This is a genomic window from Myxococcus guangdongensis (assembly GCF_024198255.1).
GTDB classification, from domain to species: Bacteria; Myxococcota; Myxococcia; order Myxococcales; family Myxococcaceae; genus Myxococcus; species Myxococcus guangdongensis.
Genome location: NZ_JAJVKW010000004.1, coordinates 90,666 through 110,891, shown reverse-complemented (window position 1 = coordinate 110,891; position 20,226 = coordinate 90,666). Strand labels below are relative to the sequence as shown.

The following is a 20,226-nucleotide window of genomic DNA, read 5'->3' as shown; positions in this document are numbered from 1 at the left end:
ATGAGAGTGCATCTTTCTCCCACCCGCCTCGGGGCGTGGTTCGCGCTGGCGTTGTTGATGGCCAGTGGCGCCCAAGCCCAAATCCAGGCCTCCCAGGCCATCGACGTCCAGCAGTACAAGCCCGGCCCGGGCGCCTACGACTTGCTGGGCCTGCAGGGCGCCCGCGTGGGCAAGCACCTGGATTGGAACCTGGGGCTGTCCGTCAATTACGCGGATGACCCGCTCAACCTGTTCGATCCACGACGGGACGCGTACGTCTATCGCATCGTCGACAGCCAGCTCACCGTGGATGTGATGGGCGCGCTGGCCCTGTTCGACTGGTTGGAGATTGGCGTGGCGCTGCCCATCTCCACCACCACGTCCCAGCCCGCGGGCGAGGTCGCCCCCTCGCTCGCACAGGGGGTGGATGCGACAGGACTCGGTGACCTGCGGCTGGTCCCCAAGGCGCGCTTGCTCTCGACGGAGGGCGGCCTGCACCTGGCGGTGGCCGCGTCCGTGACGATTCCCACCTCGGGCGGCGACGAGTTCCTGGGCGCCGACGGGCTCACCTTCCAGCCGAGGCTGCTCGCCGAGTGGGCCAACCCGCATGTGCGCCTGCTGGCCAACGTGGGCGTGAACCTGCGCGGCGAGGAGCGGCTGCGCAACCTGCGCGTGGGCAACGAGTTCGCATACGGCATCGGCGCCGAGGTCCCGCTCAGCGAGAAGCTGTCGGTGGCCGCGACGCTCGCGGGCGCGCTGGGGTTGAAGGAGACGAACACGGAGGAGCGCCCCCTGGAGGCGCTCGGCGCGCTGAAGTACCGCTTCACCCGTGAGCTCGCGGCCCACGTGGGCGCGGGCCCAGGCCTCACCCGGGGCTACGGCACCCCGCGCTTCCGCGTGTTGGCCGGGCTGAGCTGGACCGCCTCGTCGGCCGCGCCCAAAACCGCCGCTTCGTCGGCGCCTCCGTGTGCGCTCGGCCCCGAGGACTACGACGGCTTCCAGGACGACGACAACTGCCTGGACCCGGACGACGACAACGACGGCATCCTCGACGGACCGGACGTGTGCCCCGGCGAGCCGGAGACCTACAACGGCTACCAGGACGAGGACGGCTGCCCCGACTCGCCCAACGAGCACGCGCCCGCGGACGGCGCGTCCCCCGAAGCGACCGCGCCCTTGACGCTGGCCCCCGCGCCCGTGGACACGGACAAGGACGGCATCATCGACAGCGAGGACCGCTGCCCGAACGAGCCCGAGGACCTGGACGGCTTCGAGGACGCGGACGGCTGCCCGGACCCGGACAACGACAAGGACGGCATCCCCGACACCGTGGACCAGTGCCCGCTGGAGGCGGAGACCATCAACGGCGTGAAGGACGAGGACGGCTGCCCCGACCAGGGCAAGTCGAGCGTGCGCCTGGAGGGCTCGCGCATCGTCATCCTGGACAAGGTCTACTTCGCCACGAGCAAGGACGTCATCCTGCGCAAGTCGTACGGTCTGCTCACGCAGGTGGCCTCGGTGCTGAAGGCCAACCCGCAGCTCGAGGTGGTGCGCGTGGAGGGACACACGGACAGCCAGGGCGCGGACGCGAAGAACCTGAACCTGTCACAGCGCCGCGCCAACAAGGTGAAGGCCTTCCTGGTGAAGGCCGGCATCGCTCCGGAGCGACTGGAGGCGGTGGGCTTCGGCGAGACGAAGCCGGTGGACACCAACAAGACGGCCAAGGGACGCGAGAACAACCGCCGCGTCGAGTTCAACATCGTGAAGGTCGCCGAGCCCTCGGCGAAGGAGGCGACGCCGTGAGTCGGACCACATCCTGGCTGATGGTGCTGGCGCTGGCGGGTGGCCCCGTCCATGCGCAGTCGCAGAGCGCGGACCCGTGCGGGGGCCTGCGCTTCAACAACGGTCGCGTGGAGCTGGGCCGTCCGCTCGCGCCCCAGGGGCCCGAGACGGAGCAGTGCCTGAAGCACGTGGGACAGGCGCTCGTGGCCCGTCCCGCCATCCGCTCGGTGACGGTGGCCGCGAGGTTGCCGGACGCGGAGCGGTTGGGGGGCAAGGGCCTCGCGGTGGCGAAGGCGGCCGCGCAGGTGCTGGTGGCGGCGGGCGTACCCCAGACGCGCGTGTCCGTGGTGGCGCCTCCCGCGGTGCCGGGACAGCCGGGACAGCTCCAGCTCGCCTACGTCGAGCGCCCCGCGCAGCCCCGGGTGGCCCGGGTGCGCGCGGCGGGTGGAAGCATCTCCGCGGGCGCCACGGAGGACGCGCTGCAGCCGCGCGCCGTCGGTGACTCGCTCCACACGGGCGAGCTGTTCCAGACGGCCGGCGACGCGAGCGCGGAGCTGGAGCTGGCGGACGCGAGCCGGGTGCGCGTGCAGCCCGCGAGCCTCCTGCGCCTGGGCACCCTGGAGCTGAGCGCCCAGGGCTCGCGCGTGGTCCGGCTGGAGCTGATGAAGGGCTCGGTGGAGACGGTGGCCGCGCCCGGGGGCGAGGGCTCCGTGTTCGAGGTGCGCACGCGCGGCGCGGTGGCCGGTGTGCGCGGCACGCAGTTCCGCGTGACGGCGCGTGACGATGGCGCCAGTCGCCTGGAGACGCTCGAGGGCAAGGTGGCGCTCGGCGCGCAGGGGGCCGAGGTCGACGTGGGCGCGGGCCAGGGCTCGCGGGTGCTGCCGGGGGTCCCGCCCGAGGCGCCCCGCGCGCTGCTCGCCGCGCCGCGTCTCGAGGGGCCTCGTGGCGGGACGTTCGCCACGCCGCCCACGCTGAAGTGGTTCGAGGTGAAGGAGGCGAAGAGCTACCGGGTGGAGCTCGCGCGGACGGCGGACTTCGCCGCGGGCGTGAGGACTCACGAGGTCACCGGGCTTGTGCTGCCGGTGCCCGCGGAGCACACGGGCAAGTGGTTCTGGCGCGTGTTGCCGGTGGACAAGGACGACTTCATGGGCTTCCCTTCGAAGATCTACGCGTTCGACCTGAGGCCCTGAGACGAGAGGAATGACCCCGAGCCCCGATCCACCACCGCGAGGCCCCTGGCTTCCCCGCCCTTCTCCGGGACTGCTTCGCCTGGTGGCGGCGGGGGTGGGCGTGGCGCTGGCGTGCGTGACGGTGGCGACGGGCGGGGCGCCGGGGCCCCTGGAGCGCTCGCTCTATGACCAGGTCGTCAGCCGGCTCTTGCCGGGAGTCCCCCGCAGCGCGGACCTGGTGTTGGTGGAGGTGGATGACCGGGCGCTGATGGCGCTGGGTGAGCGCTGGCCCTTGTCCCGGGCCACCTGGGCGCGGGCCTTCAAGGCCCTGGCGGCCCAGCGCCCGGCGGCGGTGGCGGTGGACGTGGTGTTCGACCAGCCAGGCGCTCGCGACGCGTTGGAGCTGGGCGAGGACGTGCTGGCGGCGCTGCGGGAGTCGGGGCTCGCCGAGCAGCCCTCGGGCGCGGCGCTGGTGGCGGACCTGGAGGACCGGCTGCGCAAGCAGGATGGCGACGCGCGGCTGGCGGAGGCGATTGGGGAGAACGGCGCCGTCATCCTGGGCGCCGCGGCGTTGATGGACGAGGTCTCGATGATGTCGCCGCTGGAGGACACGGCGGCCGCCGATTCGGTGCCGATGCCCGTGGACCGGCTGCGGCTCCAGGCCCGGAGCGTCGCGGGCAGCATCGCCCCGCTGCGGATGGCGGCGCACGGCAGCGGCACCTTGAACATGCTGGTGGACGCGGATGGCGTCATCCGGCGCTATCCATTCGCCGTCGACGTGGGCGGCCGGGTGTGGCCCTCGCTGGCGCTGGCGACGGCGCTGAGGCTGATGCCGGAGCAGTCCGAGTCCCTGCTGCGCCGGGCGAGCGTGGACCAGGGGGCGCCGCTGATGCGCCTGCCCGCGCCGGACTGGCTGCCGCGGGTGAGCCTGGCGGACGTGCTCCAGGCGGACCCGCGCTCGGTGGGGTTGGACCTGGCGCTGCGGGGCAAGACGCTCTTCGTCGGCGTCACCGCGACGGGGCTGCACGGCCAGAGCACGCTGCCCGGACAGGTGGCGGTGCCGGGGGTGGAGATCCACGCCTTCGCGCTGGACAACCTCCGCGCGGACCGGCTGATGCGCTCGTCGGGCGGGGTGGCGCTCGTGGGCTTGCTGGAGACGGTGGTCCTGCTGTGGCTCTTCGGCTGGCGCTGTCGCCGTGTCCGGACGCTGGGAGCGGTGGGGAGCACGGCGCTGGTGCTCGGCGTGCTGCACGTGGCCCTGGTGGGGTGGCTGGCGGCGGACCTGGGCTGGGTGCTGCCGCTGGTGCCCGGGTGCCTGGGGTTGGGGTTGATGCTGCTGGTGGACTCGGCGCTCCGGGCGGAGGAGCTGGGCCGCCAGCGGGGCGCCCTGCGGCGACTCTTCGTGCGCTATCCCCAGTCCGCGCCGGGGACGTCGGCGCCGCCGGGTGACGGGCGGTAGCGGCCAGGCGGGCAGCGTTGCCCGAACAACCTCGCGGGCTCGGGCCCATCACCGGTGCGGGCCCATCCGTGGCAGCATCCGTGAGACATGGCCCGCTACGCCCTCATCGCCGAGCCCGACCCGCACCGCGCCGCCAGCCTGCTCACCCTCGTCGCGGGGGAAGGGCTCGAGGGTGTCCTGGCGCGGGATGGAGCGGAGGCCCAGGAGGTGGTCCGCCAGCGCAGCGCCCCTGCCCTGCTGCTCACGGACCTGGCCTTGCCGCGCGTGGATGGCTTCACGTTGCTGACGTGGCTGCGCGAGCGACAGGACGCGGGCGGCACGCAGGTGGTGGTGGTGACGGCGTTCGACGAGCTGCGGGTGCGCGCGTGGCAGCTCAAGGAGGCGCTCGGCATCCACTCGCTGCTCAGCCGACGCGCGCCGACAGAGACGGTGCGGGACACCGTGCGCCGGGTCCTCGCGGGACAACGTCCCCTGCCCGCCGCGCCCGGAGAGAGCGCCCCCGACGAGGAGCACCAGCGGCTGGCGCGCATCGACGCGCTCCACCTGGTGGACGAAGGACCTCCGGAGGCGGAGCTGCAGGAGCTCGTCACGGAGGTGGCGCAGGCCTTCGGCGTCCCCGTGGCGCTGTTGACGTTGGTGCTGGGGGACCGGCAGTGGTTCAAGGCGCACGTGGGGCTGCCGCACGCGCTGGCGCGGGACCGGGGCACGCCGCGCGACTGGGCCTTCTGTCACCACGTGGTGATGGGGCGCGAATCGCTGGTCGTCCCGGACGCGACGCGGCACCCGGTGTTCAAGGACAACCCGCTGGTGCGCGATGGCATCGTCGGCAGCTACGCGGGCGCGCCGCTGGTGACGCCGGGCGGTGAGGTGCTGGGCACGCTGTGTGTCATCGACACGCGGCCCCTGGTGCTCGGCACCGAGGACATGGCGGCGCTGCGGGAGCTGGCCCGGCGCGTGGCTGGAGACCTGGAGCTGAAGTCCCGGGCGAGGACGGAGGCGCGGGATCTGGGTCGCTCGAGACAGGAGCCCTCGCGCTCGGAGCTGGCCGCGCTGACGCAGGTGCGTGAAGCGATTCAAGCGCTCGACGTGGCCACGTTGCTGGTGGCGCCAGGCCGACAGCCGTTCGCGGGCAACGCCGCGCTGTCGGAGCTGCTGGGGCTGTCGCTGGAGGACATCCCGAAACGGTCCTTCGACAGCTTCCGTCAGCACGTCGCCAGCCTGACGGCGGACCCGACGGGGCACTCGACGCTGCTCGACCTGGCGTCGGACACGTCGCGGGGGCTGCACCTGTCGCTGACCCTGGAGCATCCCCGTCCTCGGCGCATCCGGTGGGTGGCGCGGCCGTTCCCCATCCCTGGCGGCATGGCGCAGCTCCTGACGCTCTCGGAGCCGGGAGGCGTGTCGCCCCGTGAGGAGCGCGAGCGGATGCTGCGGGTGGATGCGCTGACGGGGCTGGCCAAGCGTCGCGCGGGCGAGGAACGCCTGCTGCGGGAGATTGGTCGATGCCGGAGGGATGGGGTGCCCTGCGGCGTGCTGTTGGTGGACCTGGTGGGACTGGGGCAACTCAACCTGCGCCACGGGTTCGACACGGGAGACCTGGCGCTGCGGGATGTGGCGCGCCACCTGGAGACGGTGGGTGCGCCCACGGGCTTCGCGGTGCGCTGGGAGGGAGGCACGTTGCTGGTGGCGCTGCCCGGGCTGGACGCGGGAGCCACCGAGGCGCTGCGGGAGCACCTGCTCTCCGAGCTGGAGACCTTCGAGGTCCACACCGTCGCCGTGGCGGTGGAGGGTGAAGAGGACCCGGGGCAGACGCTCGCCAGGGCCCATGCGGCGCTGGCGCGGGTGAAGGCGGAGCATCGCGCCCGGAGCACCGCGGGCTGAGGGACAGGGGAACGGTGTAGAACAGGGCCTCATGGCCCCGCTCTCCGTGCCCGACCGGCTGCGATTGCCTCTTCGCTTCGACGTGAGCCGTCTCCAGGAGGAGCTGGCGCGCGTGCCCGCGGAGGCCTGGGTGCCGCACTTCAACACCCGCTATTACGAGGGCGAGTGGAGCGGCGTTCCGTTGCGCTCGGTGGGAGGGAGGGAGGGGCGCCTCTACCCCGACCCCACGGCGCGGCAGGAGTACGCGGACACGCCGCTGCTCGGACGTCACCCCGCGTTCCGGGAGGCGCTCGAGGCGTTCCAGTGTCCCATCGGCTCGGCGCGACTGTTGAAGCTCGCGGCCCGCGCGAACATCCGCGAGCACACGGACTACAACCTGGCGTTCGAGGATGGCGAGGTGCGCATCCACATCCCCATCGTCACGCATCCGGAGGTGAGCTTCGTGCTCTCGGGCCAGCGCGTGGACATGCGGCCCGGGGAGTGCTGGTACCTGAACTTCAACCTGCCCCACCGCGTGGACAACACGGGCGACACGGACCGCGTGCACCTGGTGCTCGACTGCGTGGTGGATGACTGGCTGAGGGACGTCTTCGCGAGGGCCACGGAAGGCGGCGCCCGTGTCGCTTGAGGACTTCGAGCGCTTCCGGGTGCGGGTGTTGGAGGACGGAGTGCTCCAGGAGGCGCTGCGCGGGCCGAAGGACGTGCCTGGGTTCATCGCGCTCGCCATCCAGTTGGGCGCGGAGCGGGGCTGTCACTTCACGGAGGCCGAGCTTCGTGAGCTGATGCGCGAGGAGCGCAAGCGGTGGCTCGGGACGTGGGTATGAGCCCGGCGCCGGACGACACGCGCCTGGATGGGTGGATACCAGCGCGGCTGCATGTCGAGGGTGAGCAGCCCCGGGTCGACTGGTGTCACCTGGGGAGCCAGCGCTTCACGGACCCGTTCTTCGACGAGACGTTGGAACGCAGGCTGAGGCACCCATTCCCCCTGCTCTTCCGACACCGGACGTCGCTGGAGACGCTGGTGGAAAGACAGACCACACGCCCGGGATTGCCCGTGCGAGGGCTCGTCTTCCACATGTCTCGCTGTGGCTCCACGCTGCTGGCGCAATTGCTGGCATCGCTGCCCCGGCACATCGTGTTGTCCGAGGCAGCCCCCATCGACACGGTGCTGCGCATCCATTCGCGACTCCCGTGGGTGGACGAGACGCGGCGAATCGAGTGGCTGCGCGCGGTGGTGGCTGGACTCGGACAGAAGAGGAACCCCGAGGAGCAGGCGGTGTTCCTCAAGCTGGATGCATGGCACGTGCTGGAACTGCCATTGCTCGAGCGGGCGTTTCCCGGCGTGCCATGGCTGTTCTTGTATCGGGACCCGGTGGAGGTCATGGCCTCGCATCAGAAGCATCGAGGCGCGCACATGCTGCCGGGGGTGTTGGAGCCCGCACGCGTGGGCCTCGGCGTGGAGCAGTTGTCCGAGCTGTCATTGGAGGAGTACGGGGCGCGGGTCCTCGCGAGGCTGTGCTCGGCGGGACTCGAAGGCTATCGCGCGCGGAAGTCACCCGCGCTGTTGCTGAACCACCAGGGGCTCCAGGACACCGCCGTGTCCCGACTCGTGGAGTTGTTCGCGCTGGAGCCTGATGCCCTCGAGGTGGAGTGGCTGACCCAGGCCGCGGCCCGTGACGCGAAGAACCCCGTGCTCCCATTCGAGGACGACACGAAGCAGAAAGCCGAGTCCGTCAGCGCGACAGCTCGCGAGATGGCCGGGAAGTGGGTGCGGCCCGTGTACGAGGCGCTGGAGGCGGAGCGGCTGCGAGCCCTGACACGTTGACACCCGGTGACCGGCAGGGTCGAGTGACCTGATGGCCCCTTTGAAACCGCTGTCCCCCGCGCCGGAGAGACTGCCCGCCGGTGCGCCACCGCCATGGCCTGTCCCCCACCTGCTGAACCCTCCGCCAGCCCCCGTGGCGCCCGGCATGGGGACCTTCATGGTTGCCCTGCTGGCCGTGGCGGGCCCCCTCCTCGCGGGCCTCGCGATCTGGAAGTTCAGGGAGGGGGGCGAGTCCTTGGGCGGCGCGGTGATGGCAGCGCTCTCCGTGAGCGTCCTGCTGGGCGTGGCTGTCCATATCCAGCGGGAGAAGGGCAAACTGCCAGCGCGTCAGCAGACGCATGAGGCGCTCCTCCAGAACCTGGCCACGTGCTGGGCACGGGTGCACGACTGCGCCATCGTCGGGTCCGACGGTGACTCGGACGGCCCCGTGACACACTACATACTCGAGCTCGAGCTCGGCTCAGGACACGCACCGGACGCCTCACGCCCCTGGCAGGTGCGCTGGCGAGTCCCAGCGGCAGTGGCCGCGAGCGTCGTGCCAGGGGCATGGTTCGCCGTCGCCTACGACGTGCGCGACCCTGACGCCACCGAAGCCCTGTTCATGCAGTACCTGGTGAGCATGTCGGGTGCCACGCTCCCGCTGAAGTGAACGCTCCGGCCGCCCGGCCGTGCGGCCACGCCCTGTGCTGCGTGTTCGTGCGGGGCGCGGACAACGAGGTGTGGCAGTCCTCTTGGACGGGCTCTACGTGGAGCGCCTGGTTCTCGCTCGGCGGCACCATCGCCTCAGACCCGGCGGCGGTGAGCTGGGGTTCCGGCCGCATCGACGTGTTCGCCCGGGCCACGAACAACACCCTCGTGCAGAAGTATTTGAATGGGACCACGGTGGTCTCCGCGGGGAGCGAACCTGCTGGAGGTGTTCGCCCAGGCCGAGGACAACGCGCTGTGGAGCAACACCTGGAACGGCGCGAGCTGGAGCGGCTGGACGTGGCTCGGCGGTGAGCAAGCCTCCGCGCCGGAGGGTGTGAGCAAGGCCTCCGGCCACATGGATGTCTTCTACCTCGCCGCGGATGGAACGCCGCGGCACTCTCCGTACAGGAGCGGGTGGTCAGCAGTTGAATTGACGTCCTCGCCTCGAGCGGGTGTGGGCGAGCGCGGTCGGAGAACCCGTTCGACGACCGAGCGCCCATGACATAGCGTGGTCTCCCCTCACCCGGGAGACCGCGCATGGCAGACACGAACGAGACGGACGAGTCGCTCGGCCTCGCCGCGTATTCGACGTTCGCGGAGCGATACGCGACCTTCGCGCAGACGAAGCCGCACAATGCGCTCTATGAACGGCCCGCGACGATGGCGCTGCTCGGTGAGGTCGCCGGGCTGCGCGTGCTCGACGCCGGCTGTGGGCCGGGCTTCTGCAGCGAGAAGCTCGCGCGCGGTGGCGCCACCGTCCACGCCTTCGACGTGACACCGGAGATGGTCACCCTCGCCCGTTCGCGCTGCGTCGGGCTCCCGGTGGAGGTGAGGACAGGAGACCTGTCGGCGCCACTCGATTGGCTTGCCTCGGCGACCTTCGACCGCATCGTGTGCTCGCTCGCGCTCGACTACGTGCGACACCTGGCGCCGGTGTTCGGCGAGTTCCGCCGCGTCGCACGGCCCAACGCGCAGCTCGTGTTCTCCATGGGCCACCCGATGCGCGACTGGAACGACGTGCGCTGTCGCGGCGACGGGACCTACTTCGACACCACGCGCTTCGGGATGTACTGGTCCGGCTTCGGTGAGCCGAAGCCTTACGTCCAGGGATACCGCCGCCCCCTCGCCGACATCCTGAACGCGCTGTCAGAGGCGGGCTGGAGGCTCGACCGCGTCGTCGAACCCAAGCCACTCGACGACATGAAGGTGGCGGACCCTCGCCTGTTCGAGGAGTTGTCCCAGGCCCCCGGCTTCATCTGCCTCCGGGCCCGCTGAACGGCGGTGGCGAGCCCGGGGCGGTCGCGCTACTTCGCCTCGGGAGCGAAGGCGTTGACCGTCACCCAGCCGGAGCAGGCGACGAGCGTTCTGGGACCGGACTCACCCGTGCACGCGCGAATGGAGAGCAGGGGGTTGCTGGGATAGTTCCGGTCGCAGACCGCGGTCGTGCCCGAGCCGTTCGAATTCCAGCAGCCCGCCGTGCTTCCGGTCTGGTGGTTGTAGACGACCGCCACGGCGGAGTGCCCGTCCGCCCGGGTGTCCTGGACCCTGAAGGCGTCGGTTGCGGAGTCGTAGGAGATGGTCGCGCCGCGGATGGAGATGGTCGTCACCCGGCTCTGGGAGACTTCACCTTCCGAGGCGGGAGGAGGGGCGACCTCCGGCGACTGCAGCTCCTGCGTCTCGAAGGTCGGGTCCTCTTCGGGCATCCCACCGCAGCCCACCAGCAGGCCCACCAGCGTCCACACAGTCATCGAACGGAGCATGACAATCCCCTGCGCTCGCGAGCACGGAATCGCGCTCGCGGGGGCAGGAGGTGGCCATGGCGTCCCTGTCCGTCAATCCGACGGAGTCTTCCGGCCCCTGGATGAGACGACGGCATCACCCCGAGGGGCAAGCCCCGGAGTCTGGACACCCGACAAGCGCCGTGCCGATGGCCCACTGGATGAGGGCCTTCCCGGAGTGGCGTCTGTTCGCGGGCTTCTTCGAGAACTGGCACACTGGCGCCACCTTCCCTCGCCTCCACGGTGTGACGATATGAAAGCGTGGCTGGGCCTGCTGCCCATCGTGCTGGGCCTCGTGGCCGTCTGGTGGTGGTGGCCCGAGTGCCAGCAGCGTTGCGACTCCGTGGATCAACGCACGCAGGAGCTGCTGCACCGAGAGCAGGAGCTGTCGGCGCTGGCCCTCATCGATGGCGTGGACGCGCGCTGCCACTGCGGGCGCTTCACCTCCGGCGACGAGCCGCCCCAGTCCGCCACCCTCCGCGTCTGCATCCAGCGATTGCTCGACGGGGGTCAGCGAACCGAGCTCATGCGGCACCTGGACCAGGCTCGCGGTCCCATGCTGCGGGAGCTCTCGAAGTCCATTCCACGCTGACCCTCACCAGGTCGCGGGCTCACGAGACAGCGCCGACATGGCCAGCCGGGCCATGAAGGACTCGACCTGCTCACGGTTCGGCAACCCCGACAGCGCCCCCAGCCGCATCGTGGCCAGGGCCGACGTGGCGTGCGCGAAGCGGGCCGCATCGGCCAAGGGGCGTCGCTCACCCAATGCCACACACAGCGCCGCGGAGAACGCATCCCCCGCGCCCGTGGTGTCCACCCAGTCCACCGGGAGATTGGGCAACCACAGCTCACTGTCGGCCCCGAGGAGCAGGTTGCCCTGTGGCGCGGCGACGACCGCGGAGCCGACGCCCCGACGCAACAGGTTCTCCGCCGCCTGACGCGCGGACTCGCGGTCCACCACCTCGACGCCCGTCAGCACCTCCGCCTCCAGGTCATTGAGCCGGATGACATGGACCGCCTCGAGCAGCTCCTCGGGCAGCGACGTGGGCGGCGCCGGGTCCAGCACCACGTGAGTCCCCGCGGCCCGCGCGACATGGACCGCCGCGACGACGACCTCGAGCGGTACTTCCAATTGCACCAGCAGGACATCCGCGCGGGAGATGCGCTCCTCGGCGGCGAGCACGTCGGGGACTCGCATCCGTCGGTTGGCGCCCTCGGCGGACAGGCTCTGTCGGTGCCCGGATTCATCCACCATCTCGAGCACGACGCCGGTGCTCGCGCCCGGGTCCCTCGCCACGGCGAGCGTGTCCACGCCCTCGCCCTCCAACTGTTCCAGCAGCCCGAGCCCGCGCGCATCCGCTCCCACCCGCCCCACCAACGTCGCCCGGGCGCCCAGTCGCGCGGCGGCCACCGAAGCGTTGGCGCCCTTTCCGCCCAGGCTCTCCAGGAACAGATGCCCCTCCACGTTCTGTCCCTGCCTCGGGAGCCGAGGCCCCTGGACCAGGAAGTCCGTGCTGATTCCACCGACCACCAGGATGTCCGCCTGTCGACGCGCGACCATGACCGTCGTCCCCCTCCCTGCCCCACCATCCGATGCCGCGACTCGAGCAGGAACACGCCGAGCACGAAGCCTCATCAAGCTAGGCATCCGCGGAGCACGGCACGGCTGGCGGCCACTCGTGCCTCCGCCACGCCGTCATCCCGCACCGTGAAGCGACGAGTGAAGGGCGACGGCCTGTCGAGACCGACGGGCGAACCTCGAAGCGGCAGTCTTCGAGGTGGAGGCATCGAACTCCGCAGCTCCACGACGAAAGGCTCTTCACATGGACCCGAGCAACAACATCGACCCGACCCTCGACTTCGACTGGAAGGCCGAGGTGCTCGAGACCTGCGGCCACGACCCGAGCTGGGCCTACGAGGAGACCGCGTACCGCGTCGCGCGGCTCCAGATGCTCCTGCGGCACCTGGAGTCGCGGCACCCGAACCGGCCCTGAGCCACCGCTGGCCCCGGGGGACCTGGGCCAGCCTCCCCCCTCGAACAGGGAGCACCCGAGCCACCCCGAAGTCCCAGCACTTCCTCAACCTCCTGAAACTCCTGGACCTTCTACATGCGGGCTCCACGAACCCTGGCCCACGAGCGCGTTGACACCCCGCGTTGACCGGTGCTACCTACCGGTCGGTAGGTCGTGGCTTGTGAAAACTTTACAGTCCACCGTGGCGAGGCACACGTGACGCATAGCGGACGGAAGCCGGATGAAGGCGAGCGCTACAAGGCCATCCTGGAGACGGCGGCGCGGCTCATCTGCGAGCGCGGCTACGAAGGCACCTCGATGCAGGAGATCGCCGCCGCGTGCCGGATGACGAAGGCGGGGCTCTACCACCACATCCAGAACAAGGAGCAGCTGCTCTTCGCCATCATGAACTACGGGATGGACCTGTTCGAGGAGCAGGTCCTCTCGCGCGTGCAGGACATCGCGGACCCGGTGGAGCGACTGCGCGCGTGCATGCGCCACAACATCCTGCTGGTGACGCGCGGGTGGAGCAAGGAGGTCATCATCATCCTCCACGAGCACGCCACGCTCACCGGTGAGGCGCGCGCGTTCATCGACAGCCGCAAGAAGCGCTACGTCGACTTCCTGGAGGAGGCCTTCTCGCAGGCCGCGCAGCAGGGGCGCATCCGTCCCGTCGACCCGACCATCGGCGCGTTCTCGTTCCTGGGCATGGTGCTGTGGGTCTACAAGTGGTTCAAGCCCGACGGCCGCCTCTCGGATGAGCAGATCGCCGACGGCATGGTGGAGCTGCTCTTCCCGCCCATCGTCGCCGCCGCGGTGGATGGTCAGCCCGGGGTGTCCTCGCTGCGCATGGTGCCGCGCGCCGCCGCGTCGGGCGCCGGCTCCGGTGGCTCGTCCGGAACGGAGGGGACGTGAAGACCGCGCGTTGGTGCTCGCTGGAGGACGCCGTCGCGTCCATCCCCGACGGTGCGTCGCTGGCCACGGGCGGCTTCATGCTCGGCCGCGCACCCATGGCGCTGGTGATGGAGCTCATCGCCCAGGAGCGCCGGGGCCTGCGCCTCATCTCACTGCCCAACCCGCTGCCCGCCGAGCTGCTCGTCGCGGGCGGGTGTCTCGCCCACCTGGACATCGCCTTCGGCGCGCTGAGCCTGGAGGGCCGCGTGCGCCCCATGCCCTGTATCAAACGGGGAATCGAACAAGGCACCCTGTCGTGGCGCGAGCATGACGGCTACCGCGTCGTCCAGCGGCTGCGCGCCGCCTCCATGGGCCTGCCCTTCATCCCCGCGCCCGACGCGGATGTGTCGGGGCTCGCCCAAGCGGAGCCTCCGCGCACCGTGGTGGACCCGTTCACCGGCGAGAGCGTCCCGGTGGAGCCCGCCTACTTCCCGGACGTGGCGCTGATTCACGCGCGCGCCGCGGACGAGCGCGGCAACCTCTACATGGAAGACCCCACCACGGACCTGCTGGTCGCGGGCGCCGCGCGCCGCGTGATTGCCACGGTGGAGGAGCGCGTGACGAAGCTGCCTCGCGCCACCATCCCCGGCTTCCAGGTGGACCGCATCGTCCTCGCTCCCGGCGGCGCGCTGCCCACCGGCTGCGCGGGGCTGTATCCCCACGACGACGCGATGCTCGCGCGCTACCTGTCGCTCGCCGAGGCGGGCCAGGAGGCGGAGTTCCTCGCCTCGCTGAAGACACGGAGGGCGGCATGAGCGCCACCCTGGACATCACCCCCGCGGAGACGGTGGTCTCCCTGCTCGCGCGACAGATTGACGACGGCGCCGTGGTGGCCACGGGCGTCGCCTCGCCGCTGGCCATCCTCGCCATCGCCGTGGCCCGCGCCACGCACGCGCCGGACCTGACGTACCTGGCCTGCGTGGGCTCGCTGGACCCGGACATCCCCTCGCTGCTCCCCTCCTCCGAGGACCTGGGCTACCTGGAGGGACGCTCGGCGGAGATCACCATCCCGGACTTGTTCGACCACGCGCGCCGTGGCCGGGTGGACACCGTCTTCTTCGGCGCCGCCGAGGTCGATGCCAGCGGCAGCACCAACATGACGGCGAGCGGCAGCCTGGAGCGCCCGCGCACCAAGTTCCCCGGCGTGGCCGGCGCCGCCACGCTGCGCCAGTGGGTCCACCGCCCCGTGTTGCTGGTGCCGCGCCAGTCGCGCCGCAACCTGGTGCCCGAGGTGCAGGTGGCCACCACGAGAGACCCGCGCCGCGACGTGCGGCTCCTGACCGACTTGGGCGTCTTCGAGCTGGGCGCCTCGGGCGCGAGGCTGACGGCGCGCCATCCGTGGGCCTCGACCGAGGACATCGCCGAGCGCACGGGCTTCGACTTCATGGTGGACGACTCGCTCGCCATCACCCCGCTGCCGGACGCGCGCACCGTCGCCGCCATCCGCGCGTTGGACCCTCGCGGCCTGCGCGACCAGCTCGTCGGTCGCTGAAGCCAGACATCCCCTGTTTCGTTTGTGTGTCTCTCGGAGGGACGAGATGAAGGCCATTGTTCTGCGCAGTTTTGGTGAAGCCGGCAATTTGAAAATGGAGGACGTCCCCGTCCCCGCACCGGGCAAGGGTGAAGTCTTGCTGCGGGTTCACGCTTGCGGGGTTTGTTATCACGATGTCATCAACCGTCGTGGCAACCTGCCTCGCACCCACGTGCCAGCGATTCTCGGCCACGAGGCCGCGGGTGAAGTCGTGGCGGTGGGCCCCGAGACACCGGGATGGAAGACAGGCGACCGGGCGGCGACGCTCCAGCGGATGTCGTGTGGCACGTGCGCGCTGTGCCGCAGCGGGCGCAACAGTCTGTGCAAGACGGACAATCGCTTCTTCGGCGAGGAGCTGCCCGGCGGGTATTCACAGTTCATGGTGGCGCCCGTCGCGGGGCTGGGCCGCGTGCCGTCGTCGCTCCCCTGGGCGGAGGCCGCCACGGTGTGCTGCACCACGGGCACGGCGGTGCACACGCTGCGCACCCGGGGTCGCATCCGTGCGGGTGAAACAGTGCTCATCACCGGGGCCAGCGGCGGGGTGGGAATGTCCGCGGTGCAATTGGCCAAGCTGGACGGAGCGCGAGTCATCGCCGTGACGTCTGGCGAAGCCAAGGTGCAGCCGCTGCGGGCCGCGGGCGCGGATGAAGTCATCCTGTCTCGCGGGCTCGATTTCGCGGCGGAGGTGCGCAAGCGCACGCAGGGACAAGGTGTCGACCTCGCCGTGGAGATCGTCGGCAGCGCCACCTTCGACCAGACGCTCAAGGCCATGGCGCCCGGAGGCCGGCTCGTCGTGGTGGGAAACCTGGAGTCAGGTCTCGTGCAAGTGAATCCCGGGCTCATTATCGTCAAGGAGCTGGAGATCATCGGCGCGTATGCCACGAATCAGGCGGAGCTCGATGAGGCCCTCCGGCTGACGGCGACGGGCGGGGTGCGTCAATTCGTCACGGACACGGTTCCGCTGGCTGAAGCAGCGCGGGCGCATTTCCGACTGGAGAACCGCGAGGTGGCGGGCCGGTTGGTCTTGGTGCCGCCCGAGGCGTGAGCAGAAGAACCCTGCAAACCCAGACATCGACTCTCGAGTTGGAAACGAGGAATCCCATGCAGAGAAAAGTTGGAATCGAGGCCCTGGCGGTCGCGGTGCCCTCCCGCTACGTGGACATCGAGGACCTGGCGCGCGCCCGCAACGTGGACCCGGCGAAGTTCACCTCGGGCCTCGGGGCTCGGGAGATGGCCGTCACGGACCCGGGTGAGGACACGGTGGCGCTGGCCGCCACGGCGGCGGCGCGGCTCATCCAGCAGCAGGGCGTGGACCCGTCGCGCGTGGGCATGCTCGTGGTGGGCACGGAGACGGGCATCGACCACTCCAAGCCTGTCGCGTCACACGTTCAGGGTCTGTTGAAGCTGCCGCGGACGATGCGCACGTATGACACGCAGCACGCCTGTTATGGCGGCACCGCGGGGCTGATGGCCGCGACGGAGTGGATTGCCTCGGGTGCGGGTGCGGGCAAGGTCGCCATCGTGGTGTGCTCGGACATCGCCCGCTACGGATTGAATACAGCGGGCGAGCCGACGCAGGGCGGTGGCGCGGTGGCACTGCTGGTCTCCGAGCAGCCGGACCTGCTCGCCCTCGACGTGGGGCTCAACGGCACGTGCACCATGGATGTGTATGACTTCTGGCGGCCCATTGGCCGGCGAGAGGCCCTGGTGGACGGGCACTACTCCATCAACTGCTACCTGGAGGCCCTGTCCGGCGCGTACCGGGGCTGGCGCGAGAAGGCGCTGGCGGCGGGGCTGGTGCGCTGGTCGGGCTCACTGCCGGGGGAGCAGCTCGCGCGCATCGCGTACCACGTGCCCTTCTGCAAGATGGCGCGCAAGGCGCACACGCAGCTGCGGCTGTGTGATTTGGAGGACGCGAAGGAGACACAGCTCGGGACGCCCGAGGCTCGCGAAGAGCTGGCGAAGTCGGCCGTCAGCTATGACGCGCAGGTCGCCTCGTCGCTGGGGCTCAACTCGCGCATCGGCAATGTGTACACGGCGTCGCTGTACCTGGCGCTCGCGGGGCTGCTGCACGGCGAGGCCGCGAAGCTCGCGAACCAGCGGATTGGCCTGCTGTCCTACGGCAGCGGGTGCATGGCGGAGTTCTTCTCCGGCGTCGTCGGGGAGAAGGCCGCCGAGCGCATGGCGCGCGCGGACCTGGACACCGTCCTGGCCCGGCGCGAGCGCGTCCCCATCGAGGAGTACGAGCGGCTGATGAAGCTGGCCTCGGATGCCCCCGAGGCGAAGCCTCCGCACCCGGGCGCGTTCCGCCTCTCGGAGATTCGCGACCACAAGCGCCTGTACGCCGAGGGCGGCGCGGCGTGAGGCTCATGGCTCCCGTCCCACCCGCCTTGGGACGGAACGAGCCAGCGGCCCACCAGGGCTCCGCGCGGAGGATGAACGCGCGCGGGGCCGCATCACCCTGAGACACAGGGATGCGTCACGCGCTCCATCGCGACCAGGGCGGGGAGCCCCACCTACTCAGGGCGTGAGGTCCTCCACACCGCCGCTCACGCGTTTGCCCCGGTGCCACACGCCGACGATGCGGCGGGTGTCCAGGATGTCCGCCGCCGGGTTGCCTTCCACCAGCACGAAGTCCGCGCGCTTGCCGACCGCCAGCGTCCCACGGTCGTCGAGCTTCAAGAGCGCGGCCGCGTCCCGCGTGGCGTGACGCAGGGCCTCGAGCGGCGTCAGCCCCGCCTGCACCATCAGCTCCAACTCCCGGTGCTCCGCGAAGCCGGGAATCCGCAAGGGGTTTGCCCCCGAGTCCGTCCCGAAACCAATGGACACACCCGCGTCGTGGAGCGCCTTCACGTTGCGCAGGTTCATCGCCACCGACGCGCGGTTCTGCGCCAGCGCCTTCGCATCTCCCAGCGTCTTCGCGCGCCACGCCGGGTCCGCGAACTGCGCCGCCAGCGCCGGCTGCACCGCGTGCTGGAAGAACGACGTGCGCATCCACTCCGGCGCCTCCGCGTAGATGTAGAACGTCTCGTCCAACCCCAGCGTCGGCACGTACCACGTCCCCCGCGCCTTCATCTCCCGCACCAGCTCGTCGTCCACGGGCCTGTCTCGGATGCCGTGCGCGAGCACGTCCACGCCCTCGCGCACCAGTCGCTTTGCATCGTCCAGGTAGTAGACATGCGCGGCCACGCGCAGCCCCTGCTGATGCGCCTCGTCGATGATGGCCGCCTGCACCTCCGGCGTCATCTTCACCGGCACCGAGTGGTGGAAGTCATCCACCCAGATCTTCACCATCGCCGGCCGACGTGACGCCGACTCCCTCACTGCCGCCCTCGCCTCCTCCACCGTCCTCGGCCGATAGAGCTGGTCCGTCCCCACTCCCACCGGCGGCGCACCGTCCGGTACACCCAGCCCCCGGTCCGCGCCCAGGATGTCCGCGCCTTTCGGTGCCCCCGCGTTGAGTTCCTCCTGCAACTTCGGGAACAGCTCCGTGTTGAACCCGAGCGACATCACCGTGGTGACGCCGTACACCTCGTACTGCCGGGCCTGTCGCAAGACATTCTCGCGCGTGAAGTGGCCCGACCCCGACTTCGTCCCATCCACCACGCCCAGGTGCGAGTGGTCCGCGACGAGCCCCGGAAACACGCTCTTGCCCTTCACGTCGAGCACCTGCGCACCGGACGGCACCGTCACCTCGGCCCACGGCCCCACCGCGCGGAGCGTCTCGCCCTCGATGACCAACGTCGCGTCCTCGAGGGGCGGGCCTCCATTGCCGTCGATGAGCCGCGCGCCCTGGAGCACCACCACGGCGCCGCCCGGCGTCCCCTCACCACCGCGCACCGCCTCCGGCACATTTCGCGCGCACGCGAACACGCCCAGGAATGAAACGAGCCACCAGGACTTCCAGCCGGCGTGCGGCGTCGACCAGGACACGAGGACCTCCCTGCTGCGAGGAGAGAAGGAGCACCACCCGCGCCAGGGGTAGCGCGCCCCCGCGCCTTGGGTGACGCGGAATGCAGTCCGGTGCCCTCGGAGCGTTCAGCCAACGACATCGCCCCGCCGCGATTGAACGCCCCCGTGGGAAAGAGAGCTCCGGGCACGGCGCTCCACGGGTTCGTGCCTTGACGGGCACGGCCCCACCACGTCATCCACTTCCCCCTCGAACAAAGTCACAGGAGCCCGCATGACCCAGATGACCTACCGCCGCCTCGGACGCTCCGGCCTCACCGTCTCCACGGTGGGCCTGGGCTGCAACAACTTCGGCATGCGCATCGATGCGCAGGGCACACGCGCCGTCGTGGACGCGGCGCTGGACGCCGGCATCACCCTGTTCGACACCTCGGACTCGTACGGCACCTCGGAGGAGCTGCTCGGCGAGGCGCTGGGCAAGCGCCGGGGCGACATCATCCTCGCCACCAAGTTCGGCAGCGACCTGAAGGGAGACAACGGCGCGGACTGGGGCGCGCGCGGCTCGCGTCGCTACATTCGCCGCGCGATCGAGCGCTCCCTGCGGCGGCTGCGCACGGACTGGATCGACTTGTACCAGCTCCACTGGCCAGACCCGGCGACGCCGCTCGAGGAGACCCTGAGCGCGCTCACCGAGCTCGTACGCGAGGGCAAGGTCCGCTACATCGGCTCGTCCAACCTCAAGGGCTGGCAGGTGACGGAGGCCGAGTGGCTCTCCCGCACGCGCGGCATGGAGCGCTTCATCAGCGCCCAGAACGAGTACAGCCTCATCGGCCGCGGCGTGGAGGAGGACCTGGTCCCCGCGCTGCAGGAGCACGGCATCGGCCTGCTCCCCTACTTCCCCCTGGCCAGCGGCCTGCTCACCGGCAAGTACCAACGCGGCGCGAAGGCGGGTGAGAACACCCGCGTGAAGCAGTGGAACATGGGCGGACTGCTCGCCGACAAGGTCTTCGACGCCATCGAGAAGCTGGAGACCTTCGCGAAGGAGCGCTCCCTCTCCCTGCTCGACGTGGCCATGGGAGGACTGGCGGCCCGGCCCACCGTGGCCTCCGTCATCGCCGGCGCCACCTCCGCCGAACAGGTGCGCGCCAACGCCAAGGCCGGCCTGTGGACGCCCCGGCCCGAGGACACCGCGGCGCTCGAGGCGCTCCTGCCCAAGGGCCGCGGTATCAGCGTCAACGACGTGCTGCGTGGCGAATAGCC

Annotated in this window: 20 protein-coding genes; 17 read left to right on the top strand and 3 right to left on the bottom strand. The window is 70.7% G+C overall.

Annotation, left to right across the window (positions count from 1 at the left end; all coding sequences use genetic code 11):
- The first annotated feature begins 6 nt into the window (after positions 1-6).
- The 9 genes from LXT21_RS13730 to LXT21_RS13690 all read left to right on the top strand — a co-directional run bounded on the left by LXT21_RS13730 (position 7) and on the right by LXT21_RS13690 (position 10,057).
- Positions 7-1,782 (top strand): OmpA family protein, encoded by a 1,776-nt coding sequence (locus LXT21_RS13730; protein ID WP_254038600.1) that lies wholly within the window; start codon positions 7-9, stop codon positions 1,780-1,782.
- Positions 1,779-2,951 carry a FecR family protein gene (locus LXT21_RS13725; RefSeq protein WP_254038599.1) on the top strand — a complete coding sequence of 391 codons (1,173 nt, stop codon included), beginning with the start codon at positions 1,779-1,781 and terminating at the stop codon, positions 2,949-2,951. Before LXT21_RS13730 ends, LXT21_RS13725 begins: the two co-directional genes overlap by 4 nt.
- A gap of 10 nt (positions 2,952-2,961) precedes the next feature.
- The gene (locus LXT21_RS13720) at positions 2,962-4,389 is read left to right on the top strand and encodes a CHASE2 domain-containing protein (RefSeq protein ID WP_254038598.1); all 1,428 of its coding nucleotides are present in this window, start codon (positions 2,962-2,964) and stop codon (positions 4,387-4,389) included.
- Between the two features lie 87 nt (positions 4,390-4,476).
- On the top strand, positions 4,477-6,270 hold the full coding sequence (locus LXT21_RS13715; RefSeq protein ID WP_254038597.1) for a GGDEF domain-containing response regulator: 1,794 nt from the start codon (positions 4,477-4,479) through the stop codon (positions 6,268-6,270).
- A 31-nt stretch (positions 6,271-6,301) separates the two neighbouring features.
- A complete protein-coding gene (locus LXT21_RS13710) occupies positions 6,302-6,898 on the top strand; it encodes an aspartyl/asparaginyl beta-hydroxylase domain-containing protein (RefSeq protein ID WP_254038596.1) in 597 nt (198 codons plus the stop codon).
- Positions 6,888-7,094: a Nif11-like leader peptide family natural product precursor gene (locus tag LXT21_RS13705; protein ID WP_254038595.1), complete on the top strand. Its 207-nt coding sequence runs from the start codon at positions 6,888-6,890 to the stop codon at positions 7,092-7,094. Before LXT21_RS13710 ends, LXT21_RS13705 begins: the two co-directional genes overlap by 11 nt.
- Positions 7,091-8,095, top strand: a complete 1,005-nt coding sequence (locus LXT21_RS13700; RefSeq protein ID WP_254038594.1) for a sulfotransferase family protein — start codon at positions 7,091-7,093, stop codon at positions 8,093-8,095. Before LXT21_RS13705 ends, LXT21_RS13700 begins: the two co-directional genes overlap by 4 nt.
- A 157-nt stretch (positions 8,096-8,252) precedes the next feature.
- Complete coding sequence (locus LXT21_RS13695) at positions 8,253-8,744, top strand: hypothetical protein (protein ID WP_254038593.1); 492 nt, start codon at positions 8,253-8,255, stop codon at positions 8,742-8,744.
- A gap of 575 nt (positions 8,745-9,319) precedes the next feature.
- Positions 9,320-10,057 carry a class I SAM-dependent methyltransferase gene (locus LXT21_RS13690; protein WP_254038592.1) on the top strand — a complete coding sequence of 246 codons (738 nt, stop codon included), beginning with the start codon at positions 9,320-9,322 and terminating at the stop codon, positions 10,055-10,057.
- Between the two features lie 29 nt (positions 10,058-10,086).
- Here the strand turns inward: LXT21_RS13690 and LXT21_RS13685 are convergent, their stop codons facing one another.
- A complete protein-coding gene (locus tag LXT21_RS13685; RefSeq protein ID WP_254038591.1) occupies positions 10,087-10,542 on the bottom strand; it encodes a hypothetical protein in 456 nt (151 codons plus the stop codon).
- 271 nt (positions 10,543-10,813) lie between these two features.
- Here LXT21_RS13685 and LXT21_RS13680 point away from each other — a divergent pair, with 271 nt between their 5' ends.
- Positions 10,814-11,152: a hypothetical protein gene (locus tag LXT21_RS13680; RefSeq protein ID WP_254038590.1), complete on the top strand. Its 339-nt coding sequence runs from the start codon at positions 10,814-10,816 to the stop codon at positions 11,150-11,152.
- A 3-nt stretch (positions 11,153-11,155) separates the two neighbouring features.
- On the opposite strand, the gene LXT21_RS13675 is transcribed toward LXT21_RS13680, so the two are convergent.
- Complete coding sequence (locus tag LXT21_RS13675) at positions 11,156-12,121, bottom strand: ribokinase (protein ID WP_254038589.1); 966 nt, start codon at positions 12,119-12,121, stop codon at positions 11,156-11,158.
- A gap of 262 nt (positions 12,122-12,383) precedes the next feature.
- On the opposite strand from LXT21_RS13675, the gene LXT21_RS13670 reads away from it, so the two are divergent.
- The 6 genes from LXT21_RS13670 to LXT21_RS13645 all read left to right on the top strand — a co-directional run bounded on the left by LXT21_RS13670 (position 12,384) and on the right by LXT21_RS13645 (position 17,421).
- Complete coding sequence (locus LXT21_RS13670; protein WP_254038588.1) at positions 12,384-12,554, top strand: hypothetical protein; 171 nt, start codon at positions 12,384-12,386, stop codon at positions 12,552-12,554.
- A gap of 234 nt (positions 12,555-12,788) precedes the next feature.
- Entirely contained in the window at positions 12,789-13,487 is a 699-nt protein-coding gene (locus LXT21_RS13665; RefSeq protein WP_254038587.1) for a TetR/AcrR family transcriptional regulator, read from the top strand.
- Positions 13,484-14,281, top strand: a complete 798-nt coding sequence (locus LXT21_RS13660; RefSeq protein WP_254038586.1) for a CoA transferase subunit A — start codon at positions 13,484-13,486, stop codon at positions 14,279-14,281. The genes LXT21_RS13665 and LXT21_RS13660 overlap by 4 nt, the downstream gene beginning before the upstream one ends.
- Positions 14,278-15,018, top strand: coding sequence for a CoA-transferase subunit beta (locus tag LXT21_RS13655; protein ID WP_254038585.1), 741 nt, complete (start codon positions 14,278-14,280; stop codon positions 15,016-15,018). Before LXT21_RS13660 ends, LXT21_RS13655 begins: the two co-directional genes overlap by 4 nt.
- A 46-nt stretch (positions 15,019-15,064) precedes the next feature.
- On the top strand, positions 15,065-16,102 hold the full coding sequence (locus LXT21_RS13650; RefSeq protein WP_254038584.1) for an alcohol dehydrogenase catalytic domain-containing protein: 1,038 nt from the start codon (positions 15,065-15,067) through the stop codon (positions 16,100-16,102).
- A 56-nt stretch (positions 16,103-16,158) separates the two neighbouring features.
- Complete coding sequence (locus tag LXT21_RS13645; RefSeq protein WP_254038583.1) at positions 16,159-17,421, top strand: hydroxymethylglutaryl-CoA synthase family protein; 1,263 nt, start codon at positions 16,159-16,161, stop codon at positions 17,419-17,421.
- 156 nt (positions 17,422-17,577) lie between these two features.
- Here the strand turns inward: LXT21_RS13645 and LXT21_RS13640 are convergent, their stop codons facing one another.
- The gene (locus tag LXT21_RS13640; RefSeq protein ID WP_254038582.1) at positions 17,578-18,990 is read right to left on the bottom strand and encodes an amidohydrolase family protein; all 1,413 of its coding nucleotides are present in this window, start codon (positions 18,988-18,990) and stop codon (positions 17,578-17,580) included.
- Positions 18,991-19,240: 250 nt separating this feature from the next.
- On the opposite strand from LXT21_RS13640, the gene LXT21_RS13635 reads away from it, so the two are divergent.
- Entirely contained in the window at positions 19,241-20,224 is a 984-nt protein-coding gene (locus LXT21_RS13635) for an aldo/keto reductase (protein ID WP_254038581.1), read from the top strand.
- Positions 20,225-20,226 lie beyond the last annotated feature (2 nt).

What these genes read in the sequence shown, in the direction of transcription:
- LXT21_RS13720 (WP_254038598.1), top strand. Translation starts at nt 2,962, where the DNA reads ATGACCCCGAGCCCCGATCCACCACCGCGAGGCCCCTGGCTTCCCCGC.
- LXT21_RS13715 (WP_254038597.1), top strand. Translation starts at nt 4,477, where the DNA reads ATGGCCCGCTACGCCCTCATCGCCGAGCCCGACCCGCACCGCGCCGCC.
- LXT21_RS13710 (WP_254038596.1), top strand. Translation starts at nt 6,302, where the DNA reads ATGGCCCCGCTCTCCGTGCCCGACCGGCTGCGATTGCCTCTTCGCTTC.
- LXT21_RS13700 (WP_254038594.1), top strand. Translation starts at nt 7,091, where the DNA reads ATGAGCCCGGCGCCGGACGACACGCGCCTGGATGGGTGGATACCAGCG.
- LXT21_RS13695 (WP_254038593.1), top strand. Translation starts at nt 8,253, where the DNA reads ATGGTTGCCCTGCTGGCCGTGGCGGGCCCCCTCCTCGCGGGCCTCGCG.
- LXT21_RS13690 (WP_254038592.1), top strand. Translation starts at nt 9,320, where the DNA reads ATGGCAGACACGAACGAGACGGACGAGTCGCTCGGCCTCGCCGCGTAT.
- LXT21_RS13685 (WP_254038591.1), bottom strand. Translation starts at nt 10,542, where the DNA reads ATGCTCCGTTCGATGACTGTGTGGACGCTGGTGGGCCTGCTGGTGGGC.
- LXT21_RS13680 (WP_254038590.1), top strand. Translation starts at nt 10,814, where the DNA reads ATGAAAGCGTGGCTGGGCCTGCTGCCCATCGTGCTGGGCCTCGTGGCC.
- LXT21_RS13675 (WP_254038589.1), bottom strand. Translation starts at nt 12,121, where the DNA reads ATGGTCGCGCGTCGACAGGCGGACATCCTGGTGGTCGGTGGAATCAGC.
- LXT21_RS13670 (WP_254038588.1), top strand. Translation starts at nt 12,384, where the DNA reads ATGGACCCGAGCAACAACATCGACCCGACCCTCGACTTCGACTGGAAG.
- LXT21_RS13655 (WP_254038585.1), top strand. Translation starts at nt 14,278, where the DNA reads ATGAGCGCCACCCTGGACATCACCCCCGCGGAGACGGTGGTCTCCCTG.
- LXT21_RS13650 (WP_254038584.1), top strand. Translation starts at nt 15,065, where the DNA reads ATGAAGGCCATTGTTCTGCGCAGTTTTGGTGAAGCCGGCAATTTGAAA.
- LXT21_RS13645 (WP_254038583.1), top strand. Translation starts at nt 16,159, where the DNA reads ATGCAGAGAAAAGTTGGAATCGAGGCCCTGGCGGTCGCGGTGCCCTCC.
- LXT21_RS13635 (WP_254038581.1), top strand. Translation starts at nt 19,241, where the DNA reads ATGACCCAGATGACCTACCGCCGCCTCGGACGCTCCGGCCTCACCGTC.